A 16,368-nucleotide genomic window follows, 5' to 3' on the forward strand; every position below is an offset into this window, starting at 1 on the left:
CATGACTGCTGAGCCTCGCACTCCGTCCGCCATCGACCGGGTCGCCGAGGACTGGGTCGACACGCTGGTCGAGCTGTCGCCCGTCCTCGCGACCTATATCGGTCGCAACGAGGCGAACGCCCGACTGGACGACGTGAGCCCCGAAGGGCACGAGCGCGCGGTCACCGCGGCCCGTGACGCCCTCGCGAAGCTGGATGCGCTCGAGCCGGTGGACAGCGTCGATGAGGTCACCAAGGCCGACCTGTCCGCCGAGCTGCGACTCCAGTCGGAGCTGCATGACGCGAAGTGGCACCTGCGGGATCTGAACGTGATCGCCTCGGCCGCCCAGGACTTCCGTCAGGCGTTCGACCTCATGCCCACGCAGACGGCCGAGGACTGGTCGGTCGTCTCCGAACGTCTGTCGGCCGTGCCGACGGCACTCAGGGGCTACACCGAGACGCTGCGCGAGGGCATCCGCCACGGTGTCGTGCCGGCACGCCGTCAGGTGCGCGAGGTCGCGACTCAGATCGTCCGCTACACCGCCGACGACGGATTCTTCGCCTCGTTCGTCGCAGGGGCTGCTCCCGCAGAGGGGCAGCTGCCAGCATCCCTTGCACGCGACCTCGCGGACCACGCCGGCGCCGCGCGCGTCGCGTACGACGCGCTCGGCGACTTCCTCACGAACGAACTCGCGCCGGTCGCCGGCGAGGAGGACGCCGTCGGCCGCGAGCTCTATGCCCTCAACTCCCGTCGCTTCCTCGGTGCGACGATCGATCTCGACGAGACCTATGAGTGGGGTCGCGAGGAACTGCAGCGCATGATCGCCGAGCAGGAGTCGATCGCCGACGAGGTCCTGCCCGGTGCCACGGTCGAAGAGGCCGTCGCACATCTCGAGGCCGACTCCGCCCGGAAGCTGCACGGCACTGAGGCGCTGCAGAAGTGGATGCAGGAGACCAGCGACCGCGCCATCGCCGAACTCGGTGCCTCGCACTTCGACATTCCTGAGCAGATGCGCGAGCTGGAGTGCATGATCGCCCCCACGCAAGAGGGCGGCATCTACTACACCGGGCCGACGGACGACTTCTCGCGTCCCGGTCGCATGTGGTGGTCCGTGCCGGAAGGCGTCACCGAGTTCGACACCTGGCGAGAGCTGACGACCGTGTACCACGAGGGCGTTCCCGGCCACCATCTGCAGATCGCCCAGGCGACGTACAACCGCGGCGAGCTGAACACCTGGCGGCGCGTGCTCGCCGGCACATCCGGCCACGCCGAGGGCTGGGCGCTGTACGCGGAGCGTCTGATGGAGCAGCTGGGCTACCTCGACGACCCCGCCGACAGGCTCGGCATGCTGGACGGTCAGCGGATGCGCGCCCTGCGTGTCGTGCTCGACATCGGTGTGCACCTGAGGAAGCCGACGCTCGAGGGCGACGGCATCTGGGATCATGACTACGCACTCGAACAGATGCGCCGCAACGTCAACATGCCCGACGAGTTCCGACAGTTCGAAGTCAACCGGTATCTCGGCTGGCCCGGGCAGGCGCCGTCGTACAAGGTCGGCCAGCGGATCTGGGAGCAGGTGCGAGACGCGGTGCGCGAGCAGCAGGGCACCGACTTCAGCTTCAAGGACTTCCACAAGCGCGCCCTCGACATCGGCGGCGTCGGTCTCGACACCCTGCGCAGCGTCTTCCTCCGCTGATCGCACGCGGGGAATTCCCCCGACGCCGGAATGGTTCATGCATGTGCATACGAAAGGAACGGCATGACCATCGAATTCGGACTCGACACCTTCGGGGACGTCACTCGCGGCGCAGACGGCGAGCTGCTCAGCCACGCCCAGACGATCCGCAACGTCGTCGCGCAGGCGGAGCTCGCCGATCGCGTCGGCGTGGACTTCTTCGGCGTGGGGGAGCACCACCGCCCTGAGTTCGCCGTCTCCGCACCAGAGATGGTGCTGGCGGCCATCGCGTCGCGCACCGAGAGCATCCGACTCGGCACAGCGGTTACAGTGCTGTCGTCCGATGACCCGGTGCGGGTGTTCGAGCGCTTCGCGACGCTTGACGCCGTTTCGAACGGCCGTGCGGAGGTCGTGCTCGGGCGTGGCTCTTTCATAGAGTCCTTCCCGCTGTTCGGCTACGATCTGCGCGACTACGAAGCCCTCTTCGAGGAGAAGCTCGATCTGCTGGTCGAACTCCTCAAAGAGAAGCCGGTCACCTGGTCCGGGACCATGCGTTCCTCGCTCACCGATGCCGATGTGTTCCCGAAGACCGAGAACGGCATGCGCGCGTGGGTCGGCGTGGGTGGGAGCCCGGAGTCTGTCGTGCGGGTGGCGCGCCACGGCGTCGGCCTGATGCTCGCCATCATCGGCGGACCCGCCGGTCGCTTCCGCCCGTTCGTCGACCTGTACCACAGGTCGGTGCAGAGCTTCGGAACCCCGACGAATCCCATCGCGGTGCACTCTCCCGGCCACATCGCCGACACCGATGAAGAGGCCTGGGAGACGGCATATCCAGGCTTCGAAGCGATGAACAACACGATCGGTCGCGAGCGCGGCTGGCCGGCATACAGCCGGGCGCGCTTCCAGAATGACGTCGGGCCGGCTGGCGCGATCTACAGCGGGTCCCCAGAGCGTGTCGCCGCGAAGATCGCCGACACGATCCGCACCCTCGGCATCGGGCGCTTCGACATGAAGTACGCCACCGGAACCCTCACGCACGAGGCGATGATGCGCAGCATCGAGCTTTACGGAACCGAGGTCATCCCACGTGTGAAGCAACTGCTGGCCGACGGCTGAGCACGCCGACGGCGGGCAGCCGCCCTCCGCATCCGGCAATAGGCTGGGACGATGGCAGCAGTGCGATTCGTGGCGATCGGGGACTCCTTCACCGAGGGTGTCGGGGACGAGCTTCCAGACGGCACGGTGCGCGGCTGGGCCGATCTGGCCGCGCAGGGGTGGGCGGATGCCACGGGTGAGCCGGTGCAGTACGCCAACCTCGCGATCCGTGGGCGTCTGGTCTGGCCGATCGTCGACGAGCAGCTGGAGCGCGCCCTGGCGCTCGAACCCACGCATCTGTCGTTCAACGGCGGCGGCAACGACATCCTGCGCCCGAATGCCGACATCGAGCACATCGCCGACGCGTTCTCACGCGTGCTGCGGCGCTGCGATGAGAGCGGCGTTCGACTGATCGTGCTCTCCGGCGCCAACCCCAGTGCACAGCTGCCGCTGGGAGACGTGTTCCAGAAGCGCGGCGATCTGCTCTCCGCGGCCGTCGAGCACCGCATCGAAGACCGCTCTGACATCATCCGGGCGTGGAACTGGCCGGACACCGAGCTGTCGCGGCCGCGCTACTGGTCGCAGGATCGCCTGCACATGAACGCAAACGGGCATCATCGCGTCGCCGCTCGCGTGCTGCACGCCCTCGGTGCCGAGCCGCCGGCGGAGTGGTGGTCGCCGACCACCGAGTTCCCTGGAGGTCCGGCCGGCCTCGCGTACTACCGTCAGTTCGTCGGCCCGTGGATCAGGCGGCGCGTCACGCGCACGTCGTCGGGCGACGGCCGCACCGCGAAGTACGCCGAGTGGACTGAACTGATGCCGCAATGAGCCGCTTCAGCGGGCGACGCCTGCCTCGGCGTTTCGCGCAGCTTTTCATCGGCGTGTTCCTCTATGGCGTAGGCATCGCTTTCATGGTCCGGGGCGCCATCGGCGCCGCACCCTGGGACGTGCTCACACAGGGCATCACGAGACACGTGCCGCTGTCATTCGGCACGGTCACGATCCTGGTGAGCATCGTCGTGCTGCTGCTGTGGATTCCGATCAAGCAGAAGCTCGGCTTCGGCACGGTCGTGAACGCACTCGGAGTCGGTCCGTCGGGTTCCTGCTGATCCCCGAAGCGGATCAGCTGTGGCTGCGCGTGCTGTCCTTCGCGGTCGGACTCACCGTGCTCGCTGCGGCCACGGGTCTGTACATCGGTGCGCACTTCGGTCCCGGACCCCGCGACGGGCTGATGACGGGCCTGCGCGAGCGGTTGGGATGGCCGATCTGGATCGTCCGCACCGCGCTCGAGGTCACGGTGGTCGCCGTTGGCTGGGCGCTCGGCGGCAACGTCGGCGTCGGCACCGTGGCCTTCGCCCTGCTGGTCGGACCGATGTGCCAGTTCTTCATGCGCGTCTTCGCTGTGCGCGTCGCCGGGGGAGAGGACCCCGTGCGCGGATCGGATCCGCCGCGCACCGGGCCCGTGCCTGTGACGGAGTGAGCATGGATCTGTGGGAGTTGAAAGCGATGCCGGCGGGGACCGTGACGCTGCACGATGCGCGCCGCAACACTCACCGCACGGTCGATCTGGAGCCGTTCGAGGTCGGCGTGTTCGCGGTGACCGAAGAGCAGTTCGCCGAGGTGCTGGGTGTGCCATCGCAGCATCCGCGTCGTCCTGCGCGCGATCTCAGCTGGCTGCGGGCGGTGCGGTTCTGCAATGCCGCGTCGGAATGGGAGGGGCTCGATCCCGCCTACGCGTTCGACGGCGAGGAGGTCACCTGGCACGTCGACAGCGACGGGTATCGTCTGCCGACCGAGGCGGAGTGGGAGTACGCCTGCCGCGCCGGCTCGAGCGGACCGCACTACGGTCCGCTGGCCGAGGTCGCCTGGACCTCGCTCGACGGCGTGAGCGCGCCGCAGGACGTCGGTCTCAAGATGCCCAATCTGAACGGCCTGTTCGACACCCTCGGCAACGTGTGGGAATGGTGCTGGGACTTCCTCGACCCCGAACGCTACGACGACTACCGCGTGTTCCGCGGCGGAGGCTTCGCGGATGACACGTGGAGTGTGAGGGCGTCGGTGCGTCGGGGCGGTGCGCCGCGCATGCACCACGATGACGTCGGCATGCGTCTTGCGCGCGGCGGCTTCGATGCGGTGGATGCCGCGCAGGGTTGGTCCGCGCGAGCGGACGTCGAGCGCGGCGGACGCGGGGGAGCGCGACCGATCGGATGGACGCCCCGACGCTGACTCGTCAGCGGTGGCGGCGTCGCTCTGGAGCGAGTCCCATTCGGATGCGAGTGCTCTTGCGCTCGTGGACGAGGAACGCCGTGCCGAGGACCCACAGCGGCAGCTGGGTGAGAAACGCCCAGCGGAACGTCTCGAGAGAGTATGTCTCTGGCGTGCCGGCGCCCTGCAGATCGAGTGCCAGGCCGATCAGGAAAATCGCGATCAGCGAAGCCAGGAACCCGCCCGAGTTCGTCACGCCGGTCGCGGTGCTGAGTCGATGTGCGGGATTGTGCGTGCGGGCGTGGTCGAACGCGATCATGGATGCCGGTCCGCCCGCCGCCAGACTGATCACGAGTGCAGCCAGCAGCCACAGTGGCGCGGGGCCCGGCCAGAAGATGACGACGAGCCAGGCCGCGACCTGGATCCCGATGCTCGGCAGCACAAGGGCGAGTGAGCGTCGGGTCGGGATGCGACGCGAGAGCGTCCCGAGGATCGGGCCGAGTGTCATGGCGACGACGACGTTCAGCGACAGCAGCCCGGCGGCGGCGGCCGCTGAGAGCCCTTCGCCGGCGGTGAGGTATGGCATGCCCCAGAGCAGGAGGAACGCGTTGGCGGCGAACGGCGTCGTGAAGTGCGACCAGAAGGCCAGCCGCGTGCCCGGATGAGCCCACGCAGCGCGGATGCCGACGCCGGTGTCGATGGCTGATGTGACCACCCGGATCGCGCCGGTCTCGGTGTTGACGGTGATGTCAGCCGGCTGCTCGGGTGGATGGTTGCGGACCAGAATCCACACCAGCACCGCGAAGAGCAGACCGAGCCCGGCGATGCTGCCGAACGTGATCGTCCAGGTCGTGGAGTGCAGCAGCGCCGCGAGGGGCAGGAGTGCGACGAGCTGGCCGGTCTGCCCGACGAGCCCCGTCAGCTGCACCATCACCGGTCCCCGCTGTGCGGGGAACCAGGTCGCCACGAGGCGGAGCACCGCGGGGAAGATCGCCGCGTCGCCCGCTCCGAGCAGCACGCGGGCCACGAGGGCGACGCCGATGCTCGGTGAGACGGCCATCACGAACTGACCGGCGGCCATCAGCAGCATCCCGATCACCATGATCGGACGCGACCCGTACCGATCCAGCAGCACGCCGATCGGCATCTGCATGCCGCCGTAGACCGCCAACTGCACGACGGCGAAGAGCGACAGCGTCGCGGCATCCGCCTGGAATCGCTCTGCGGCATCCACCCCGACCGCACCAAGGGACGTGCGATTCGCGATCGCGAGCACATACGCGGCGACGGCGACGCCCCAGACCAGCCACGCGCGCCACCCCGGAGTCGTGCGGAGTGGGGGAGCAGCAGTCACTCTTCCAGGCTAGTCGTCGGCCGATGAGGTCGTCGTCCGCCGATCGATCAGGAATCGAGAAGGATGCCCTGAAACAGCGCTCTAGCCTCGACGTATGGAGATCAACAACATCACTCTCGAAGTAGAAGACGCCGATCAGGCCGAATCCGCCGAGCGGTTCTACCGTGACTCGTTCGGGCTGGCCGACCGCGTTTCGGTCGTGGTCGCGCCGTCGTCGAGTTCCGGATTCCGCGGGTTCGCGCCATCGCTGGTTCTCACGCAGCCTGCCGATGTGGACGCGCTGTTCGACCGGGCCATCGCCGGTGGCGCCGAGGTGCTGAAGCCTGTCTCGAAGGGCATCTGGGGTTACGGCGGCTCACTGCGGGCTCCGGAGGGCACGGTGTGGCAGATCTCGAGTGAGAGCAAGAAGAACACCGGCCCGGCCACCGGCGAGATCATCAGCATGGTCCTGCTGCTCGGTGTGGCCGACGTCAAGGCGAGCAAGCGGTTCTACGAGCAGCACGGCGCGGCCGTCGCCAAGAGCTTCGGCGGAACGTACGCCGAGTTCCGCACCGGTCAGGTCACGCTGGCCCTTTACAAGCGGGCGGGGCTCGCCAAGCAGGTGGGGCTGTCGGATGCCACGGGCAGCGGCTCCCACCGGGTGATCGCCGTCGGCGACACCGATCTCACCGACCCGGACGGCTACGTGTTCGCCACCCGAGTCGGCTGACTCCGCCAGGTACCGATCCCGCAGCGTTCAGCCTTCAGGATGTGCGCTGTCGCCGAGAATCTCAGCCACCACAGCGGCCTTCGCTCGGGTGTATTCGCCCCACCCCTCGGCGACAGCAGCCGCCTGATGCTTCACGGCAAGGTACTTGGGGCGCTGCCGATCCTCGGCGATGAGTATGTCGCGAAAGCGCAGCCGCCTGCCCCATTCTGCTCCCTGCACATCAAACACGTGGATGACGAACGACCGCGCCGAGCGGTCGGGGTAGCTGAGCCACGCGTGGCCCGGTCGCTCGCCCTCGAGGTCGAATCCGCAGCTTGCCAGCTTCTTCGCGGATCGCAGGACCCGTTCCGCCGGCACACCGACGGCGAGATCGACGACGGGCTTTGCCGGTATCCCGGGCACCGCGGTAGACCCGATGTGCTCTACGGCTACCGGGCCGAGATGCTCAGAGATGAGCGTCGCCATGCGGGCCGCCAAACGGGTCCAGTGCTCGTGCTCACTGGAGACCAAGGTCACGCGTTCGTCGGATGCCATCATCCGAGTGTCGCAGACGCCCTCGTCGTCTCCTGCGCGAACTGTCTCTTCGAACCGGCGCTCGTCGGGCTGAACTCGAGTCCTTCGGGCATCGGAGACGGATCGTCTCGCACCCTCGCGACATCGCCGACCTGGAAATCGTCCTCGTAGATCTGCTCACCCGGGGCATCCGAGCCGACGACGTCGTAGGCGACGTCGTGCGCCGCCAGGATCGCGCACATGGTCTCGACGCGTTCGGACATCTCGCGGGGGAGAGGGGACTTGAACCACGTAATGGCGCCAACGGAGTTGCCGTCGTCGTAGAAGGGCGGGTTCGGCAGCTGCGCGCGGAACCAGTCGTCGATGTCGAAGTACTGCGCTTCCTCATCGGGGGAGAGGATGCCAGCTCGCCGCAGATGGTCGACGGCGACGAAGATGCCGACTTCGACGCCGAGGCGCCCGCGGTAGCGCGCCTGGACGCGGACGTACGATCTCTCGGTCGGTCGGTCATCAAGGCTCACCCGTCAATGATGCCTGTTGCGGCGTCCCCGCCGCGCGCTACGGTCGAGTCATGGACCGCGTGCCCGACCGCCGCCTGGGACCGGCGGGCAACGCACGGAACGCCGTGGAGCTGTTCGGTCGGGATGTTGTCGTCGAGTGGTGCGAGGCACTGCTGCGAGGAGACGCAGTCGACGATGATCCACGGTATCCCGACATCGTCTGGCTGGGCGGCACGATCGGATGGCCGGCGTACTGGAGTCGCGTGTGGGGCGTGCGCGGGCTGCTGCACATCGGCCCTCCCATGCATCCGGAAGTTGTGCTCAAGGCGCTGCGCGACGAATCGTGGCGGGTTCGCGAGACGGCGCTGAAGGTGATCACACGACATGAACTGGATGATCCGGAGCGGCGTGTCATCGCTCTGCTCGAGGATCCCCATGAGCGCGTCCGCGTGCAGACTCGTCGTGCGCTCGGCGTGCCACCTGGTGATCGCTGACCACCGCGCGCACGACGATCTGTGCGCGGGATCGCGGGGAGAGGTGGACGCGAGCACCGGCTCATCTCATCCGTGTTGATCTGACATAATGTGCATTATCGGCGTTCTCCCGGCCAAGCCGCTCCGCAGTCGCACGTCAGTGAACTGCACTGATAGCCAGCAGGTGCGCGCTCTGATCCCGTATTCCCGGAACGGACGAAGCCGCCCGTGCGAGCACCAGCGCCGCATCCCGGATCTCATCGCTCACGGCGCCAGCGATTTCAAGGAACAGTCCGGCCGGGCCCTCCACGCCGACCACGTCGATGACGTCCAGGCCGGCCGCTTCGCACTCCGACTTCAATCCTTCCGCCGTGTGGAAGTGTCCGGCGGGAAACCGCAGGCCCGGTCCGGGCGTGCCTTCGGTGATCAACGCGGCCCACTCGCTCGGAATCGGCGAAGGAATCGAATCCTTGGCGAGCGACACGTTCCCGAACGCGATATATCGTGATAATCCGGCCGCAAGCACCACCCCGCCGGGCCGGACCACGCGCGCAGCTTCGCGCAGGGTCGTGAGGCGATCCTGCAGACTCGCGAGGTGGTACAGCGGGCCGAGCAGCAGCGCCGCGTCGAAAGAATCGGCCTCGTACGGCAGGTCACGGGCATCCGCCACTCTCGCGGTCAGGCCGTTCTCCCCCGCCGACCGCACGTGGCGGGCGACGGAGTCGATCAGCTCGACCTCGTATCCGGCATCCTGCAGCGCGTTCGCATGGATCCCGGAACCGCCGCCGATGTCGAGCACACGCCCGGGCGGCACATGCCGACGGATCAGCTCCTGCGTGCGCTGGAATTCCAGCGGCCCCTGCGCCGAACGGGTCGTCAGGCGGACGCTCTCATCGAACTGCACGCCGTAGTACGCCTGGATGCGCTCGTCGATGGCATCCTGATCACGCGTCATCGCTGCGACGCCGTCCGCCGCGCCCGCTGCCGCGCGGCCTCGTAGAGCATGAGCGTGGCGGCGTTCGAGGCGTTCAGCGAGCTCGCCGAGCCGGTCATCGGCACGCGCACCGTCACATCTGCAGCGTCACGCCACCCACGTGACAGGCCCACCGTCTCATTGCCGATCAGCACCAGCGTCGGCTGCGTGAAGTCGTAGTCCCACACATCCATATCCCCGTGCTCATCCGTCGCGACCGTCGTCACCGGAATCCCGCCGGCCCGCATCTGCGCGACCCAGTCCGTCACCGGACCCTGCGATGCGGCGCGGACGACCGGCGTCGCGAACAGCGAACCCGTCGACGACCGCACCGATTTCGGGTCGTACGGATCGGCCGCATGCCCTGACACCACCAGGCCATCCCCGCCGAAGGCATCGAGGGAGCGCACGATCGCGCCGATGTTGCCGGGCTGAGTGGGGCGGTCGAACACCATGCCGAGAAAGTCCGCCCGCTCCGGGATGCGGGCGAGGTCGTCCTCCGGCATCCGCACGATCACGATCACCTCGGCGCCGCCCTCCTCCTTTCCGGAGAGCTCGGCAAGCAGCTCGGGGCTCATCGCTATTCCCTCGGATGCCCGCGCCACCGCATCCCTCGCCCAGGGCGAGAGCTTCCGCTGCGCGTCGAAGAGAGCCGTCTCGATCATCCAGTCATGCGCGATCGCCTGGCTGATCGGACGCACGCCCTGCACGATGAAGCGCTTCTCCCGCAGCCGACGATTGCGGTTGTTCAGCAGCGCCTCGATCAGCTGAAACCGTGCATTGCGGGTGGAGATCTTCAGAGTCACCCGCTCAGGATCCCACGTACTCGGCGAGGTGCTGGCCCGTCAGCGTCGACTTCTCGGCGATCAGCTCCGCCGGCGTTCCCTCGAAGACGACCCTGCCGCCGTCGTGGCCCGCTCCGGGACCGAGATCGATGATCCAGTCGGCGTGCGCCATCACCGCCTGATGGTGCTCGATGACGACCACGCTCTTGCCGGAGTCGACCAGACGATCGAGCAGCCCGAGCAGGTTCTCGACATCCGCCAGGTGCAGACCGGTGGTCGGCTCATCGAGCACGTAGACCTCGCCGCCCTCGGCCATCTGGATGGCGAGCTTGATGCGCTGCCGCTCACCGCCGGACAGGGTCGACAGCGGCTGCCCGAGTGTGAGATACCCCAGCCCGACGTCAGCCATCCGGTCGAGCATCTTCCCCACGGCCGGGATCTTCGCCTCTCCCCCGGCGAAGAACTCCTGCGCCTCGCGCACCGGCATGTCGAAGACCTCGACGATGTCCTTGCCGCCGAGTTTGTACTCCAGCACAGCAGATTGGAACCGCTTGCCGCCGCAGTCCTCGCACGGGGTCTCGACGGTGTCCATGAATCCGAGTTCGGTGATGATCACACCCGACCCCTTGCAGGACGGACACGCGCCTTCGGAGTTGGCGCTGAACAGGGCAGGCTTCACGCCGTTGACCTTCGCGAAGGCCTTGCGGATCGGCTCGAGCATCCCGGTGTAGGTGGCGGGGTTGCTGCGGCGAGAGCCCTTGATCGCGGTCTGGTCGATCGACACCACGCCCTCTCTCGGCGCGACGGATCCGTGGATCAGCGAGCTCTTGCCCGAGCCGGCGACGCCGGTCACGACCGTCAGCACCCCGAGCGGGATGTCGACATCCACGCTCTGCAGGTTGTTCTCGTCCGCACCGCGCACCTGCATCGCTCCGGTCGCGGGGCGCACCGACGGCTTGACGGATGCCCGGTCGTCGAGGTGTCTGCCGGTGAGCGTGCCGCCGACGCGCAGACCGGCGAGATCGCCCTCGAAGCAGATCTCACCGCCCGCACTGCCGGCCCCCGGGCCCAAGTCGACGACGTGGTCGGCGATCGCGATCGTCTCGGGCTTGTGCTCCACCACGAGAACCGTGTTCCCCTTGTCGCGCAGCTGCAGCAGCAGCCCGTTCATCCGCTGGATGTCGTGCGGGTGAAGACCGATCGTCGGCTCGTCGAACACGTACGTGACGTCTGTCAGCGAAGAGCCGAGGTGGCGAAGCATCTTGATGCGCTGCGCCTCTCCCCCGCTCAGCGTCCCTGAGGGACGATCAAGGCTGAGGTATCCGAGCCCGAGCGTCACGAAGGCATCCAGATTGTCGCTGAGCGCTGTGAGCAGCGGAGAAGCACCGCGCGTGTCGAGGCCGCGCACCCATGTCGCGAGGTCCGTGATCTGCATCCGGCACGCATCCGCGATGCTCACGCCGTCGATCTTCGACGAGCGCGCGCCCTCGGTGAGGCGCGTGCCCTCGCACTCAGGACAGACGGCGAACGTCGCTGCGCGCTCGACGAACCGGCGGATGTGCGGCTGAAGGGCGTCGAGATCCTTCGACAGCATCGATTTCGTGATCTTGGGGATCAGGCCCTCATAGGTGATGTTGATGTCATTGATCTTCACTTTCGTCACCTCGCCGTACAGGAAGAGATGACGCTGCTTCTCGGTGAAGTCCTCGATCGGCTTGTCGGCCGGGTAGAAGCCGGAGCCGGCGAACTGTTTGACCATCCAGCCGTCCGCCGTGTAGCCCGGCACCATGATCGCCCCGCCGAGCAGCGACTTCGACTCGTCGACGATCTGCGCCAGATCGAGGTCCGACACCGCTCCCCTGCCCTCGCACCGCGGGCACATCCCGCCGAGATAGATGGCGTCCTTCACGATCTTCTTCTCGCCGCCGGGACCCGTCATCACCCCGCTCGCCTTCTGGGTCGGGATGTTGAACGAGAAGGCGGTCGGGCCGCCGATGTAGGGCGACCCGAATCTCGAGAACAGGATGCGCAGCATCGCGTTCGCATCGGTCACCGTGCCGACGGTCGATCGCGGGTTGGCCCCGAGCCGTTCCTGATCGACGATGATCGCCGTCGTCAGCCCCTCGAGGACGTCGACGTCCGGACGCGGCACAGACGGCATGAATCCCTGCACGAACGCGCTGTACGTCTCATCGATCATTCGACGCGACTCAGCGGCGATCGTGTCGAAGACCAGTGAGCTCTTGCCGGAACCGGACACCCCGGTGAAAACGGTGAGCCGACGCTTGGGGATGCTGACGCTCACGTCCTTCAGGTTGTTCTCACGCGCTCCCTCGACGCGGATGATGTCGTGGCTGTCTGCGGCATGCGCCTTGGTCACTGTTCGTTCCTTCCACCGGCCGCTACGCTGAGGTCCAATCCTCATGCGAGGTCTCAGAAAGGGTACTCCTCATGACCGACTCACCAGCGGAAGCGAAGAGCTTCGTGAAGTCCGTCCGCGTGTTCCTCACCGTCTCCGGCGTCATCGCACTCGCCGCCGGAATCATCCTGCTCGTGTGGCCGGGCAAGTCGGCGACGGTCATCGCAGGCATCGCCGTCGCCATCATCGGCGCTTACTTCATCATCGGCGGCCTGGTCTACATCGCACTGGCCATATTCTCCAGAGAGAAGGGCGGCTGGTCGCGCGTCGGTCACATCCTGCTCGGTCTTCTCTACGTCGTCGCCGGCGTGATCATGTTCGCGAACTTCTACGCCAGCTCAGCCGCGCTGATCATCATCACGATGATCTTCATCGGCGTCAGCTGGATCGTCGACGGCGTGGTCTCACTGAGCCTGCTCAAGAACTCGACTTCGAGAGTGTGGACGCTCCTCTACGCAATCCTGTCGATCATCGCCGGAATCGTCGTCTTCTTCGCCCCGCTCTACACCGCGGCGGTGCTGTGGATCATCGTCGGAATCACGCTCGTCGTGCTCGGCGTCGTGCAGATCGTGCGTGCGATCACACTGAAGACCACGGCAACCGAGGCCGAGTTCATTCAGTGATGAAGTCCGACGTGTCGCCGATCAGTCGCGTGTTGTCCGCCGGCACCGGGTCGACCGCGGCCTGCGCCACCTCGGCTGCGAACTCGGAGACGTTGTAGAGCTTGCCGGCGGATTCGCGACGGCCCGCGATCGCACCGGGGTTCGCGCGCTCGAGCAGCGTGGCCGTGATCGTCCCCTCGATCATGTCTCCGGATACGACCGTGAAGCCGATGCCCTTCTCGCTCAGGGCGGGGATGAACTCACGCAGGGCGTCCTCACCGGCTCGCTTCGACTTGGCGACGGGCTCGTACTCGGGCATCGTCGGCGTCGTCCGGATGAAGTGCGCCTGATGGCTGGTGACGAAGACCACCCGTGAGCCATCGCCGAGCAGCGGCTCGGCAGCCTGCAGCACGCCGACCTGCGCGTCGCGGTTGAGGGTGAGGGCGTAGTCCTCGGCCATGCCGGACTCCATGCCTCCCGAAGCGTTGAGCACGAGGACATCGAGCTTGCCGAACTCCTCACGCACCTGCCTGAACATGTCCGCCACCGAACCCGCGTCGGTGAGATCTGCGCCGACCACGAGCACTCGTCGTCCCAGCGCGCGCAGCTCGTTCGCGAGCTTCTCGGCGCGCGGCGCCTTGTTGCGGAAGTTGATCACGACGTCGGCGCCGGCCTCGGCGAAGTAGCGGATAGTGTCAGCGCCGATGCCTCGCGACGAACCGGTGACGAGCGCCACCTTGCCGTCGAGGGATCCGGCGGGGAGAACCTGGGTCATTTCGACTCCTCGTGGGCGCGGAGAATCGCACGTTCGGCGACACCCGATCTTACAACGACGGTGGTCGGAGCCCGGGCGGCCAGCACGTGATAGGTTGACCCCAGGAGGGCCCAATGGACGGCTTCGCGACACTGATGACGGTCGTCGAGGAGTGGGCGTGGGTCGGCTGGCTGGTGCTGATCGCACTGTTCCTGGTCATCGAGATGCTCACCCTCGACATGACATTCCTGATGCTGTCCTTCGGCAGCGGTCTGGGACTGGTCAGCGATCTGGTGGGCCTGCCGCTGTGGGCGCAGGTGATCATCGCCGGAGTCGCCGCGGCCTCGTTCATCCTGTTTCTCAGACCGACCCTGCTGCATCGGCTGCGCAGTGGCGAGGACAGCACGCCCTCCAACATGGACGCCATTCTCGACCTGCAGGGCACCGTGCTGCAGGACATCACCGCGACGTCGGGTCAGGTGAAGCTGAGCAACGGCGACACCTGGACCGCCCGCAGCTTCGACGACGCGCCCATCCCTGCCGGCAGCGTGATCGCCGTGATGGAGATCATCGGCGCCACCGCCATCGTCCACCCCGTCAACGAAGAGGACCTCTGATGGACACGACGTTCATTCCCGTCGCGATCGCATGGATCCTCGCGATCGCCGTCATCATCTTCGTGCTGGTCACGCTGGCACGAGCGATCCGCATCATCCCCCAGGCGAGTGCGGGGATCGTCGAACGGCTCGGCAGGTATCACAAGACGCTCAGCCCTGGTCTGAACATCCTCGTGCCGTTCATCGACCGACTGCGACCGCTGATCGACATGCGCGAGCAGGTCGTCTCCTTCCCGCCGCAGCCGGTGATCACCGAGGACAACCTCGTGGTGTCGATCGACACGGTCGTCTACTTCCAGGTGACCGAGGCTCGTGCGGCGACCTACGAGATCGCGAACTACCTGGGCGCGGTGGAGCAGCTGACCACGACCACCCTGCGCAACGTCGTGGGAGGGCTCAACCTCGAAGAGGCGCTGACCAGCCGCGACGAGATCAACGGCCAGCTGCGCGTCGTTCTCGACGAGGCCACCGGCAAGTGGGGCATCCGCGTCTCCCGCGTCGAGCTGAAGGCGATCGACCCGCCGCACTCCATCCAGGACTCGATGGAGAAGCAGATGCGCGCAGAGCGCGACCGTCGCGCGGCGATCCTCACCGCAGAAGGCTCCAAGCAGTCGCAGATACTCGAGGCGGAGGGTCAGCGGCAGGCGGCGATCCTCAAGGCCGAGGGTGACAAGCAGGCCGCGGTTCTGCGCGCTCAGGGTGAAGCCGAGGCGATCCAGAACGTCTTCACGGCGATCCATCAGGGCAGGCCGGACGACAAGCTGCTCGCGTACCAGTACCTGCAGATGCTGCCCAAGATCAGCGAGAGCGAGTCGAGCAAGCTGTGGATCATCCCCAGCGAGCTCACCGAGGCGCTCAAGGGCATCGGCACGGCGTTCACACCCCGTTCGGATGCCGGGACCATCGACGCGCAGCGGGACGTGTGACCCACCCGTACTTCAGCGCCGCACCAAGCCCTCGCGTGTTCGCCCACCGTGGGCTGACCGGGCCCGCTGACGACTCGACGATCTGGGAGAACAGCGCGGCGGCGTTCGCCGCTGCCGATGCCGTCGGCGCCGGCTATGTCGAGACGGACTGCCAGGTCACCGCGGACGGTGACGTGGTGCTGTTCCATGACGACACCCTCGAGCGACTGACCGGCGACACGCGGCGGATCTCGGAGGTGCGCACGTCCGAACTCGCCGCGGTGTTCGCCGACCATGGCGGACTGCTGACGGTGGCCGAGGCGCTGGAGTCCTTCCCGGCGATGCGATTCAACATCGATGTGAAGACCGCCGCTGCCGCAGATCCCATCGGTGGTTTCATCGCCCCACACACCGATCGCGTCCTGCTGACGAGCTTCAGCGACCGCAACCGGCTGGCTGCTGTCGATTCCGTCATGAGGGCGGGCGCCGCGATCCGGCCTGCGACATCCGGCGGCACCCAGGTCATCGCGAAGCTGCGGGCGCTCTCCGCCCTGCGCCTCTCCCCCGCCCGCGCACTGCGCGACGTGGATGCCGTCCAGATCCCGGAGCGCCACCGCGGCGTCCAGGTCTTCACTCCGAGCCTGGTGCGCGCCGCCCATCGGCACGGGGTCGAAGTGCACGTGTGGACGATCAATGATCCTGCGGACATGCGGCGCATCGTCGGCGCTGGGGCGGACGGAATCGTGACGGATCGCGCCGATCTGGCCGTGCGCGCGCTGAACTCCTGATACACCCGAAAACAGGGGTTCG

19 protein-coding genes are annotated in these 16,368 nt (G+C 67.1%); 12 read left to right on the forward strand and 7 right to left on the reverse strand.

What is annotated here, in order from left to right; all coding sequences use genetic code 11:
• Position 1: 1 nt before the first annotated feature.
• The 6 genes from ACQUSX_RS02245 to ACQUSX_RS02270 all read left to right on the forward strand — a co-directional run bounded on the left by ACQUSX_RS02245 (position 2) and on the right by ACQUSX_RS02270 (position 4,975).
• Positions 2–1,675: a DUF885 domain-containing protein gene (locus tag ACQUSX_RS02245; RefSeq protein ID WP_428905341.1), complete on the forward strand. Its 1,674-nt coding sequence runs from the start codon at positions 2–4 to the stop codon at positions 1,673–1,675.
• 63 nt (positions 1,676–1,738) lie between these two features.
• Positions 1,739–2,770, forward strand: a complete 1,032-nt coding sequence (locus tag ACQUSX_RS02250; RefSeq protein WP_428905342.1) for an LLM class flavin-dependent oxidoreductase — start codon at positions 1,739–1,741, stop codon at positions 2,768–2,770.
• A 51-nt stretch (positions 2,771–2,821) separates the two neighbouring features.
• Complete coding sequence (locus ACQUSX_RS02255; RefSeq protein ID WP_428905343.1) at positions 2,822–3,577, forward strand: SGNH/GDSL hydrolase family protein; 756 nt, start codon at positions 2,822–2,824, stop codon at positions 3,575–3,577.
• Positions 3,574–3,858 carry a DUF6198 family protein gene (locus ACQUSX_RS02260; protein WP_428905344.1) on the forward strand — a complete coding sequence of 95 codons (285 nt, stop codon included), beginning with the start codon at positions 3,574–3,576 and terminating at the stop codon, positions 3,856–3,858. The genes ACQUSX_RS02255 and ACQUSX_RS02260 overlap by 4 nt, the downstream gene beginning before the upstream one ends.
• Positions 3,859–3,887: 29 nt before the next feature.
• Entirely contained in the window at positions 3,888–4,229 is a 342-nt protein-coding gene (locus ACQUSX_RS02265) for a YczE/YyaS/YitT family protein (RefSeq protein WP_428905345.1), read from the forward strand.
• Between the two features lie 2 nt (positions 4,230–4,231).
• Positions 4,232–4,975, forward strand: coding sequence for a formylglycine-generating enzyme family protein (locus tag ACQUSX_RS02270; protein ID WP_428905346.1), 744 nt, complete (start codon positions 4,232–4,234; stop codon positions 4,973–4,975).
• Positions 4,976–4,979: 4 nt separating this feature from the next.
• On the opposite strand, the gene ACQUSX_RS02275 is transcribed toward ACQUSX_RS02270, so the two are convergent.
• On the reverse strand, positions 4,980–6,308 hold the full coding sequence (locus ACQUSX_RS02275; RefSeq protein WP_428905347.1) for an MFS transporter: 1,329 nt from the start codon (positions 6,306–6,308) through the stop codon (positions 4,980–4,982).
• 94 nt (positions 6,309–6,402) lie between these two features.
• Here ACQUSX_RS02275 and ACQUSX_RS02280 point away from each other — a divergent pair, with 94 nt between their 5' ends.
• Positions 6,403–7,017 (forward strand): glyoxalase, encoded by a 615-nt coding sequence (locus ACQUSX_RS02280; protein WP_428905348.1) that lies wholly within the window; start codon positions 6,403–6,405, stop codon positions 7,015–7,017.
• Between the two features lie 27 nt (positions 7,018–7,044).
• Here the strand turns inward: ACQUSX_RS02280 and ACQUSX_RS02285 are convergent, their stop codons facing one another.
• On the reverse strand, positions 7,045–7,554 hold the full coding sequence (locus ACQUSX_RS02285; RefSeq protein ID WP_428929945.1) for a GrpB family protein: 510 nt from the start codon (positions 7,552–7,554) through the stop codon (positions 7,045–7,047).
• Complete coding sequence (locus ACQUSX_RS02290; RefSeq protein WP_428905350.1) at positions 7,551–8,051, reverse strand: hypothetical protein; 501 nt, start codon at positions 8,049–8,051, stop codon at positions 7,551–7,553. The genes ACQUSX_RS02285 and ACQUSX_RS02290 overlap by 4 nt, the downstream gene beginning before the upstream one ends.
• 50 nt (positions 8,052–8,101) lie before the next feature.
• Between ACQUSX_RS02290 and ACQUSX_RS02295 the strand changes: the two genes are divergently transcribed.
• On the forward strand, positions 8,102–8,524 hold the full coding sequence (locus ACQUSX_RS02295; RefSeq protein WP_428905351.1) for a HEAT repeat domain-containing protein: 423 nt from the start codon (positions 8,102–8,104) through the stop codon (positions 8,522–8,524).
• Positions 8,525–8,660: 136 nt separating this feature from the next.
• On the opposite strand, the gene ACQUSX_RS02300 is transcribed toward ACQUSX_RS02295, so the two are convergent.
• Genes ACQUSX_RS02300 through ACQUSX_RS02310 form a run of 3 tightly spaced genes read right to left on the reverse strand, consistent with a single transcriptional unit; the run spans position 8,661 to position 12,686 of the window.
• Positions 8,661–9,458, reverse strand: a complete 798-nt coding sequence (locus ACQUSX_RS02300; protein ID WP_428905352.1) for a class I SAM-dependent methyltransferase — start codon at positions 9,456–9,458, stop codon at positions 8,661–8,663.
• Positions 9,455–10,282 (reverse strand): TrmH family RNA methyltransferase, encoded by an 828-nt coding sequence (locus ACQUSX_RS02305; RefSeq protein WP_428905353.1) that lies wholly within the window; start codon positions 10,280–10,282, stop codon positions 9,455–9,457. Before ACQUSX_RS02305 ends, ACQUSX_RS02300 begins: the two co-directional genes overlap by 4 nt.
• A 4-nt stretch (positions 10,283–10,286) precedes the next feature.
• The gene (locus ACQUSX_RS02310) at positions 10,287–12,686 is read right to left on the reverse strand and encodes an ATP-binding cassette domain-containing protein (protein WP_428905354.1); all 2,400 of its coding nucleotides are present in this window, start codon (positions 12,684–12,686) and stop codon (positions 10,287–10,289) included.
• 26 nt (positions 12,687–12,712) lie between these two features.
• Here ACQUSX_RS02310 and ACQUSX_RS02315 point away from each other — a divergent pair, with 26 nt between their 5' ends.
• Entirely contained in the window at positions 12,713–13,303 is a 591-nt protein-coding gene (locus tag ACQUSX_RS02315; protein WP_428905355.1) for an HdeD family acid-resistance protein, read from the forward strand.
• Here ACQUSX_RS02315 and ACQUSX_RS02320 read toward each other — a convergent pair.
• Positions 13,293–14,057 (reverse strand): SDR family oxidoreductase, encoded by a 765-nt coding sequence (locus ACQUSX_RS02320; protein ID WP_428905356.1) that lies wholly within the window; start codon positions 14,055–14,057, stop codon positions 13,293–13,295. The genes ACQUSX_RS02315 and ACQUSX_RS02320 overlap by 11 nt on opposite strands.
• Before the next feature lie 113 nt (positions 14,058–14,170).
• On the opposite strand from ACQUSX_RS02320, the gene ACQUSX_RS02325 reads away from it, so the two are divergent.
• From ACQUSX_RS02325 to ACQUSX_RS02335, 3 genes are read left to right on the forward strand one after another with little or no spacing between them, the layout of a single operon-like run.
• Positions 14,171–14,653 (forward strand): NfeD family protein, encoded by a 483-nt coding sequence (locus tag ACQUSX_RS02325; RefSeq protein WP_428905357.1) that lies wholly within the window; start codon positions 14,171–14,173, stop codon positions 14,651–14,653.
• Positions 14,653–15,579, forward strand: coding sequence for an SPFH domain-containing protein (locus tag ACQUSX_RS02330; protein ID WP_428905358.1), 927 nt, complete (start codon positions 14,653–14,655; stop codon positions 15,577–15,579). The genes ACQUSX_RS02325 and ACQUSX_RS02330 overlap by 1 nt, the downstream gene beginning before the upstream one ends.
• Positions 15,576–16,346 (forward strand): glycerophosphodiester phosphodiesterase family protein, encoded by a 771-nt coding sequence (locus ACQUSX_RS02335; protein WP_428905359.1) that lies wholly within the window; start codon positions 15,576–15,578, stop codon positions 16,344–16,346. Before ACQUSX_RS02330 ends, ACQUSX_RS02335 begins: the two co-directional genes overlap by 4 nt.
• The last annotated feature ends 22 nt before the right edge of the window (positions 16,347–16,368 follow it).

The organism is Microbacterium alcoholitolerans (assembly GCF_050408615.1).
In the GTDB taxonomy this organism is placed as follows: Bacteria; Actinomycetota; Actinomycetes; order Actinomycetales; family Microbacteriaceae; genus Microbacterium.

Coding starts and splice junctions, on each gene's coding strand:
- ACQUSX_RS02245 (WP_428905341.1), top strand. CDS start 2: ATGACTGCTGAGCCTCGCACTCCGTCCGCCATCGACCGGGTCGCCGAG.
- ACQUSX_RS02250 (WP_428905342.1), top strand. CDS start 1,739: ATGACCATCGAATTCGGACTCGACACCTTCGGGGACGTCACTCGCGGC.
- ACQUSX_RS02255 (WP_428905343.1), top strand. CDS start 2,822: ATGGCAGCAGTGCGATTCGTGGCGATCGGGGACTCCTTCACCGAGGGT.
- ACQUSX_RS02260 (WP_428905344.1), top strand. CDS start 3,574: ATGAGCCGCTTCAGCGGGCGACGCCTGCCTCGGCGTTTCGCGCAGCTT.
- ACQUSX_RS02270 (WP_428905346.1), top strand. CDS start 4,232: ATGGATCTGTGGGAGTTGAAAGCGATGCCGGCGGGGACCGTGACGCTG.
- ACQUSX_RS02280 (WP_428905348.1), top strand. CDS start 6,403: ATGGAGATCAACAACATCACTCTCGAAGTAGAAGACGCCGATCAGGCC.
- ACQUSX_RS02285 (WP_428929945.1), bottom strand. CDS start 7,554: ATGATGGCATCCGACGAACGCGTGACCTTGGTCTCCAGTGAGCACGAG.
- ACQUSX_RS02295 (WP_428905351.1), top strand. CDS start 8,102: ATGGACCGCGTGCCCGACCGCCGCCTGGGACCGGCGGGCAACGCACGG.
- ACQUSX_RS02300 (WP_428905352.1), bottom strand. CDS start 9,458: ATGACGCGTGATCAGGATGCCATCGACGAGCGCATCCAGGCGTACTAC.
- ACQUSX_RS02310 (WP_428905354.1), bottom strand. CDS start 12,686: ATGAGGATTGGACCTCAGCGTAGCGGCCGGTGGAAGGAACGAACAGTG.
- ACQUSX_RS02315 (WP_428905355.1), top strand. CDS start 12,713: ATGACCGACTCACCAGCGGAAGCGAAGAGCTTCGTGAAGTCCGTCCGC.
- ACQUSX_RS02320 (WP_428905356.1), bottom strand. CDS start 14,057: ATGACCCAGGTTCTCCCCGCCGGATCCCTCGACGGCAAGGTGGCGCTC.
- ACQUSX_RS02325 (WP_428905357.1), top strand. CDS start 14,171: ATGGACGGCTTCGCGACACTGATGACGGTCGTCGAGGAGTGGGCGTGG.
- ACQUSX_RS02330 (WP_428905358.1), top strand. CDS start 14,653: ATGGACACGACGTTCATTCCCGTCGCGATCGCATGGATCCTCGCGATC.